Consider the following 1,175-nt stretch of genomic DNA (forward strand, 5'->3'; position numbering starts at 1 on the left):
AGATGCCTACGACCACTATCTGCGCGGCATGGCAAGCCTTTACCGCTGGACGAGGGAGGGGTTGGAGGAGGCGCTGCCGCAGTTCTACAAGGCCGTCGAGCTCGACCCCGATTTTGCCGCCGCCGAGGGTGCTGCCGCGTGGTGTTATTTCTGGCGGATGGCTAATGGCTGGATGGCCGACCGGCAGAAGGAGGCCGCCGAGGTCTCCCGATTGGTCGGCAACGTCGCCATTGCCGGTCGGGACGACGCGGTGGCACTGGCCTTCAGCGGCCTCGCACTTGGCTATGTCATCGGTGATTACGAGGCCGGATCGGCACTGGCCGACCGCGCGCTCGTGCTGAACCCGAATTGCGCCGCCGCCTGGAGCGCCAGCGGCTGCCTCAAGGCCTGCCACGACGACCCCGATATCGCCATCGAGCACCTGTCGCGGGCCAGGCGGATAAGCCCTCTCGATCCGCTGACCTTCTTCATGCAGTCCTTCACCGCCTTCGCCCATTTCGTCGCCGGCCGCTATGATGCCGCCTGGCCGCTCGCCGAGGCGGCTTCCCGCGCGCAGCCATATTATCTCCCCGGCCTGCGCGTGGCGGCGGCCAGCAATGCCATGGCCGGCAGACTGGAAGCCGCGAACAAGCATGTCGCGCGCTCGCTGCAGCTCGACCCCGAACTGACGCTTGCTAACCTCAAGCACCGGGTTGGTCTGATCAGGCCGGCCTATTTCGCCAAATATGTCGAGGCACTGCGGCTGGCCGGCCTGCCCGAATGACATGTCTTGGGCACACTCGCTTCACGCCTGCGCCGCCGGTGCGGCCGCGATTTCCTTTCCGATGCGAAGCGTCTCGCGCACCAAGAGATCGAGATCGTCGCGCCGCGTGCGGTGATTGGTGATCGCGGCTCTCAGGCAATGCTGCCCGTGCACCGTGGTGTCGGAAACGGCTGCGATGCCCTCCTCCTGCAGCCTCATCATGATCTCGGTGTTGAGCACCTTCAGCCGCTCACCGGATAGGCCACCGCCGCTATGGCGGAAGCAGACGATGTTGATCGTCGTAGGCGCCGCCAGTTCGAGCGCCGATTCGGCCTCGATCAGGGCGGCGAGATAACGGGCCTGCGCGATGTTCTGGTCGATCAGGCGGCCGAACTTCTCGACGCCGTGCTCCTTCAGCGCCATCCACACCTTA

General features: G+C 65.5%; 1 protein-coding gene and 1 pseudogene. One reads left to right on the forward strand and one right to left on the reverse strand.

What is annotated here, in order from left to right; translation table 11 throughout:
* Nucleotides 1-763, forward strand: a 763-nt coding sequence (locus tag AC4FWB_RS34345) for a tetratricopeptide repeat protein (protein WP_491030638.1), incomplete at its 5' end; no start/stop codon positions are given.
* Nucleotides 764-784: 21 nt separating this feature from the next.
* Here the strand turns inward: AC4FWB_RS34345 and AC4FWB_RS34350 are convergent.
* A pseudogene (locus AC4FWB_RS34350) lies at nt 785-1,175 on the reverse strand (pyridoxal phosphate-dependent decarboxylase family protein); the annotation flags it as partial.

This window comes from Mesorhizobium sp. LEGMi-168a (assembly GCF_058312955.1).